Origin of the sequence: Peptoniphilus sp. BV3C26 (assembly GCF_000478985.1) — a bacterium.
Classification (GTDB): Bacteria; Bacillota; Clostridia; order Tissierellales; family Peptoniphilaceae; genus Peptoniphilus_B; species Peptoniphilus_B koenoeneniae.
This window is the reverse complement of the sequence record NZ_AWXB01000025.1, coordinates 1-1062: the sequence shown is the minus strand read 5'-3', so window position 1 is coordinate 1062 and position 1062 is coordinate 1. Positions and strand designations below refer to the sequence as shown.

Annotated in this window: 1 protein-coding gene and 1 pseudogene; both read right to left on the bottom strand. The window is 31.6% G+C overall.

Going from position 1 to position 1062, the window contains the following annotated elements; genetic code table 11:
- Positions 1-642: hypothetical protein (locus HMPREF1253_RS02525; protein WP_023055185.1), on the bottom strand; the 642-nt coding region annotated here is incomplete at its 3' end.
- Positions 643-685: 43 nt separating this feature from the next.
- Positions 686-1062, bottom strand: a pseudogene (locus tag HMPREF1253_RS02520) (helicase); the annotation flags it as partial.

Below are 1062 nucleotides of genomic sequence, written 5' to 3'. Positions count from 1 at the left end.
TTTGCTATGGTCTTTCTTAGTTGACTTAGTTTTGTCATCTGTCTTAAAGCTTTTTATTTGCCCTAATATGGACTTTTTATCTTTATCTTGACTCTTTACTTGTTCTTTTGATTTTAAGAGCTTAGAGGACAAAATACGGACATTCTTATGTTCCTTTCCGTTGTTATCAATACTTGTTTTTACTTGTCCAAATATTTTAACAAAATCTCCTTGTTTTAGGTTCTCTAAATCTTTTGTCTTATCTCCATAGGCTGAACAATTGGTATAAATTTTATTCCCACCGTCATCTTTTGAAACAATTGAAAAGTTACTTACCTTGAACTTTTCTCCACTAGCATTTTCTCTTTCAAGATTTTCTACTTGACCTGCTATATTACCCACGAGATTTATAAGATCATCTTTTTCTTCAAGTTCATTGGTATTTCCAACAATCTTACCTTGTTCTTTCATATCATCAATCATATAGTCAAAGTCATCATTTAATAGACCTGTTGTGTCTTTGATCATAAATAAAACATAGACTTCTTCAAGTGCCTTTTCATCAGTAACGCCTTTTTCTATGCTCACAAGTGCTTTTATAAAATCCTTGTAATTATCATTCATCATTTCTTCTAAGTTTTCTCTAATATCTTTGTATTCCATAATTTCCTCCTTGTACTAAATAAGGAGAGCTTTTAGCCCTCCTCTACCTTTCTTGTCCTTTTTCGTTTTTTTCTTGATTTTTATCTTTTTCTTCTTCCGATTTGAATTTTGATATTTGTCCCAATATAGATGGTTTCTCTTCCCTTGCCTGAAGATTATCCTCTACATCATAGGTTGATTCAAAGTAATCACTATCTTTAAAATCATTGTCATACCTATCTGGTATTCCGTCATTATCTAAGTCTTTAGCTAACGGATCATAAAAGTTGCCATCATCATCTATTTCCAAGCCTAGTGCTTTCTTTAGGTCTTCTCTATCAACAGATATAAGGTCATCAAAACTTGACATTTTTATAACCTCAATCATATTATTGATAGCCTCTTGCTCAGATACACCATCTTCTAAGAATGATTCTGTTC